Here is a 4,138-nt window from a genome sequence, read left to right on the forward strand (position 1 = left end):
TCTTTGTTCGCGGCTTTGCTACTCCTCTCGGCGTTGCTACACCACTTCTCGTCTTTCCGAGCCGCCAAGATAGGCCCTGTGAAACAGGCGATCACCTCCATCGAGAGAAGCTATCTATTCCTTGTTGGGGGAATTCTATTTCTCGGCAATTACGCCCAAGCCAGCAATCTTTCCGTCACGAATAGCATCAAATAGCGCACTGACGTTATCCCAATCACGACCGCCGTTCGGGAAGTATTCCTGCATAGTGGCTAATGCATCGTTCTTTACTTGTTCTGCTGTTTTCTGAGTCATGATTTATCCCGTTGAGTTACTTCAGGCACACGTTAGTGATATACGCCTGCAATCCGCTTATTTGGCTGGTTGCAATACCGATACGCTCTCTGAGACTGATATAATCCCGTTGAGCGGACTCAGTAAGTCTGGCGCTGGCATCATCAGGGACGCTGGCGGGGCCGGTGGTTTTGGACACTGGCTTTGGACATGTGGCGTTGAGCTGCAACCGCTTAGTGCCATTAGCAATATCAGCACGAAGGCGCTCGTTTTCAGATTTGGCATCTGCTAGTTCCTTTGTGTGTTTGATATCGATAGCGGCTACGGCTTGGCGCTGGGTTTCTATCTGGTCGAGAGTGGCTTGTTGCTGCTTGGCTACCTTGCTTAACTCGGCTACATCACGATTGAGCGATTGCACTCTGTAGTGGTAGTAAGTCAGACCAAACAGTGAAGCGATAAGCACAGCAATGAGCATTGCCGTTACGCGGTTCATGCTAACGTCCCGCCAGCTTTCACATACTGCTGAATAAGCGGCTCAACTTTATGTTCAAATTGCCCATAACCAGCACCAGGTAGACTGGCCCAAATGTTTGAGCACTTTCTAATGGCTGATTCGATATTACCAGCTTCAATATCCTGCAATGCTTTGCGTTCTCGGATCTGCTGAATAGCAACGGCATCCTGACTGGCAGGGCTAAAATCTTTCAGCCCAAGTTGTTTCTTATACGCATCCCAGTAACGAGACAGTAATTGGTAGCGACCGGCTGCCGTGGACTTAATGCCAAGGCGCGGCAACTCAACAACCACTCGCGGATGATCCTGATAGCCTGTAAATAACTTTCCACCGACAATCACGTTATATCCGTTATCACTGCCAGCGGTGCGGCTTGTTCCCTCTGACCATGCGAGCATGTCGAGAAAGGCTTTTAAGTTTTTACTGATTTGCATTGCCCGCCCCTATCTTATTGCCAACGATGCGCTTTAGCACCGATCCGATATAGTCAGTGCCGAGGTAACCAATAAAGACACTTGATACCATCGCCCAACCCTGATCGATGCTGAGCAATACAAAGATGTCTTTCAGGAACCAGGCAATGATTGAGCACATTGCAGCATCAAGCATTCGCTGTGTTCGCCCACCACCCGCATACCACCCGCGCAGTAAAGCCATAACAGCAGCAATTAGCGCGCTGACTAGCTCACCTTTATGTTCTGCAACCCATGTCACTATCAGTGTCCATACATCCGGGGAGTTGTGCATTTTCATATCCTGCCTCCCCATTGGGGAAATTAATCCCGGCGATTGGTCGGGTTCGTATGCTGTTGTGTAGGGAATAGCTCCCGTCGTAGTCATTCGAAAGTGTGAGGGTGTTTTCAGTGATTGACTGTTTTGACGGGAGCTAAATAAAAAAGGCCCACCGAAGTGAGCCTTAAAATTGGTATGTGGTGGTTGGCGCTGATAATGCCAACGTTCTCTGGCTTCGTGTGCCCCAAACTTTATTCCAGAGATAGCGCAGTTTTCGTGAAGGGGATGCCATCTATAACGTATCAGCCTACGTATTCACCACATTCGGCTGGATACTGTTTCACAACGATTGGATTAACCAATCCAGTACCCATGCGAATGTAGAAAGCAAAAAGCCCCGGCGATTAACCGAGGCTTCTAATTTTTGTGGTGGTGAGTCAGCTCAAGACGGTATTCACAAGCGCCGTTTACTTACTACCCCTCTACCACCACCGCTCTTTCGCTTTTTGCTCCCGAGCCTACATGAAATATACACTTTCATTACTTATTTTCAAGTAAAAATGAAAATAAATTTATGCGGCAGACTTTACTAGCTTTAACTCAGCCCTTAAATCATCTTGCAGAACCATATACACTTTCGCATCAAATAAACTAATGCACCATCTAACTCGATCTGCACACTGTTTGTTAGTCAACCAGGGTGAAACTTGGTATTGCATATAATTTGCGAGATCTTGCACAGGGTTCCTGTCAACATAGTACTTACAGGCGATCACATATATTGGATTGTCAGTTCTAAAAGCTTTAAGAATGGCCTTCTCGACGAAATCAGCTTCATCCTCATCGTTGGCGCGCTGTAACATGTCGCTGATAGTTCGCTTAGGCCATAAAATCGACTGAGCTTTAGTAAGCAGCTCACCCCCCTGGTACCCAAGCTTTCTCAAGTCCTCAAGCGTTCGGGTAAATCTATCCGTATCTTCAACACTCCATCCAGATATGAATCTCCATATCCCGACCCCATCCACTCCACCACCGTAACCACCACCGCCAAATTCCTCGGCCCATACGCAAAGGATCGCTTTAATCCATCGCTCCTGCATTGGTGTAAGTTTTTTGTATTTACCCAAATAACTCTTTCTGGGTGCCTTTGCCAGTTCCTGCCATGCGGTTGGTTTCATGCTGACTCCAGTTCAGTAATGGATATTGATAAACGACCACCCTTCTCCATCGGCTGCCGCCTAACCCTGAAATCATCTATCTGCTCGTCGTCCTGCATAAATCCAGCGTGTACCAGCGAATCAAAGACGGCCTTTTGCAGGTTGTCTAAGTCACGGCGGCGGCGGTCTGGTACGTGTGCTGATATTGATATTTTGAGTCGTGCGGAGGTGTTGATATCGAGGTTGAGCTGTTTGATGGTATCGATTACTGCTTGTCGGTATTTGGTGCCTTTCTCGCTGATGTAGTGCCTTCCCCTTGAGTGTCGCCAGTAGGTGTTAACACTGGGCGGCCAGGGTAGGTCTATGTGATATTCAGTCATATCTTCACCTTATTCTCCGACAGCAGAATTGCCTGTGTCCTAACCATTCCCTCCAGGTGAGCCAGGTGAGCACTCTCGATGTCCATGATGTGCGTACGCCGGTCTATTTCGTCATGACACGAAGAGCAGCACCATGCGCCGAAAAGGTCAGGCGGCTTGATTCCAGTACCGCATATCCCCGACAGCCGGTAGTGAGCCAGCACTACGGTTTCGTTATTCCCGTTACAGATACCAGGCAGCCTAACTTGGCACTCGCGGCCTCTAGCCTCTTTGCGTAAGTTCGCCATCTCTTTTCTCCTTCGCTGCTTTATCAATGCATTTCTGATGAGCGTAGGTTTCACCCTTGTTAAGCATCAGGAAGCAGAAGATACATATTGATTGGGGGAGTTCAGGCATGGATGTTCTCCATATCATTCATCATTAGGAATACAATCATTGCCAGCCGCAGTGGATGTTCTGGGTGATTACGCCAGTCGCTATGTTTATTTTCGCGCCAATCACTGGCAGTCCATGAGATACCGTCATAATCAATGCCAATGCCATGGCAAAGCATTATGGGATAGGCGTCTGCTGGGTTGTTGCAGGGATTGAATGCACCTAGCCTTCCCGCACCCCTTACGACAACATCGACATATGGCTCCTTAGTTAATCCCTGCCAGCCTGTTTCCTCGTGAAAAGGCTTCATGCCGAGATGAATTGCCACCGCCTTGTTAATCTCAAAATCACTCATTGCTGAATAGTCTTTCATCGCGTTCTCCTTACTCTGTCGAATTTTGCTTGCAAAAGCCCATGGACATAATCAAATGTCTTTATCTGGCTAGCGGGGATTGGAGGTTTAGGCTTGGTTCGAGATGTCTTGCGGAAGATAAGATTGTCTATGGCTATCTGGGTCGGGCTACGTTGTCGGCTCATTCATGCCGCCTTCCTGATTTGCGCAGGAAAATCCAATAGGGCCATGTGATACCAATGAAAAATGCCCTTGCATATCCAGTGACTGTTTCTTTACTGCCTTGAATGTCATGAGCCCATTCAGATACAACGCCAGCCATCCAGAAATAAGCTGCGACTAATATCAGAGTAAT

9 protein-coding genes are annotated in these 4,138 nt (G+C 47.9%); all 9 read right to left on the reverse strand.

Annotated elements, in window-relative coordinates:
• Positions 1–135 precede the first annotated feature (135 nt).
• The 9 genes from V2A85_RS22345 to V2A85_RS22385 all read right to left on the reverse strand — a co-directional run bounded on the left by V2A85_RS22345 (position 136) and on the right by V2A85_RS22385 (position 3,968).
• On the reverse strand, positions 136–294 hold the full coding sequence (locus tag V2A85_RS22345) for a hypothetical protein (RefSeq protein WP_420072400.1): 159 nt from the start codon (positions 292–294) through the stop codon (positions 136–138).
• 16 nt (positions 295–310) lie between these two features.
• Positions 311–766, reverse strand: coding sequence for a lysis protein (locus tag V2A85_RS22350; protein WP_420072401.1), 456 nt, complete (start codon positions 764–766; stop codon positions 311–313).
• A complete protein-coding gene (locus tag V2A85_RS22355) occupies positions 763–1,221 on the reverse strand; it encodes a glycoside hydrolase family 104 protein (protein ID WP_050130556.1) in 459 nt (152 codons plus the stop codon). Before V2A85_RS22355 ends, V2A85_RS22350 begins: the two co-directional genes overlap by 4 nt.
• Positions 1,208–1,540: a phage holin, lambda family gene (locus tag V2A85_RS22360; RefSeq protein ID WP_420072402.1), complete on the reverse strand. Its 333-nt coding sequence runs from the start codon at positions 1,538–1,540 to the stop codon at positions 1,208–1,210. Before V2A85_RS22360 ends, V2A85_RS22355 begins: the two co-directional genes overlap by 14 nt.
• Before the next feature lie 551 nt (positions 1,541–2,091).
• Positions 2,092–2,697, reverse strand: a complete 606-nt coding sequence (locus V2A85_RS22365; protein WP_420072403.1) for a hypothetical protein — start codon at positions 2,695–2,697, stop codon at positions 2,092–2,094.
• Positions 2,694–3,056 carry a RusA family crossover junction endodeoxyribonuclease gene (locus V2A85_RS22370; protein WP_420072404.1) on the reverse strand — a complete coding sequence of 121 codons (363 nt, stop codon included), beginning with the start codon at positions 3,054–3,056 and terminating at the stop codon, positions 2,694–2,696. Before V2A85_RS22370 ends, V2A85_RS22365 begins: the two co-directional genes overlap by 4 nt.
• Complete coding sequence (locus V2A85_RS22375) at positions 3,053–3,343, reverse strand: DUF1364 domain-containing protein (protein WP_411918630.1); 291 nt, start codon at positions 3,341–3,343, stop codon at positions 3,053–3,055. The genes V2A85_RS22370 and V2A85_RS22375 overlap by 4 nt, the downstream gene beginning before the upstream one ends.
• Positions 3,344–3,444: 101 nt before the next feature.
• Entirely contained in the window at positions 3,445–3,804 is a 360-nt protein-coding gene (locus tag V2A85_RS22380; RefSeq protein ID WP_420072405.1) for a phage protein NinX family protein, read from the reverse strand.
• The gene (locus tag V2A85_RS22385) at positions 3,801–3,968 is read right to left on the reverse strand and encodes a NinE family protein (protein ID WP_038636030.1); all 168 of its coding nucleotides are present in this window, start codon (positions 3,966–3,968) and stop codon (positions 3,801–3,803) included. The genes V2A85_RS22380 and V2A85_RS22385 overlap by 4 nt, the downstream gene beginning before the upstream one ends.
• Between the last annotated feature and the right edge of the window lie 170 nt (positions 3,969–4,138).

The sequence above is a fragment of the Yersinia sp. 1252 StPb PI genome (genome assembly GCF_048593885.1).
Taxonomy (GTDB): Bacteria; Pseudomonadota; Gammaproteobacteria; order Enterobacterales; family Enterobacteriaceae; genus Yersinia; species Yersinia enterocolitica_E.

What these genes read in the sequence shown, in the direction of transcription:
- V2A85_RS22370 (WP_420072404.1), bottom strand. Translation starts at nt 3,056, where the DNA reads ATGACTGAATATCACATAGACCTACCCTGGCCGCCCAGTGTTAACACC.
- V2A85_RS22355 (WP_050130556.1), bottom strand. Translation starts at nt 1,221, where the DNA reads ATGCAAATCAGTAAAAACTTAAAAGCCTTTCTCGACATGCTCGCATGG.
- V2A85_RS22385 (WP_038636030.1), bottom strand. Translation starts at nt 3,968, where the DNA reads ATGAGCCGACAACGTAGCCCGACCCAGATAGCCATAGACAATCTTATC.
- V2A85_RS22375 (WP_411918630.1), bottom strand. Translation starts at nt 3,343, where the DNA reads ATGGCGAACTTACGCAAAGAGGCTAGAGGCCGCGAGTGCCAAGTTAGG.
- V2A85_RS22345 (WP_420072400.1), bottom strand. Translation starts at nt 294, where the DNA reads ATGACTCAGAAAACAGCAGAACAAGTAAAGAACGATGCATTAGCCACT.
- V2A85_RS22365 (WP_420072403.1), bottom strand. Translation starts at nt 2,697, where the DNA reads ATGAAACCAACCGCATGGCAGGAACTGGCAAAGGCACCCAGAAAGAGT.
- V2A85_RS22350 (WP_420072401.1), bottom strand. Translation starts at nt 766, where the DNA reads ATGAACCGCGTAACGGCAATGCTCATTGCTGTGCTTATCGCTTCACTG.
- V2A85_RS22380 (WP_420072405.1), bottom strand. Translation starts at nt 3,804, where the DNA reads ATGAAAGACTATTCAGCAATGAGTGATTTTGAGATTAACAAGGCGGTG.
- V2A85_RS22360 (WP_420072402.1), bottom strand. Translation starts at nt 1,540, where the DNA reads ATGAAAATGCACAACTCCCCGGATGTATGGACACTGATAGTGACATGG.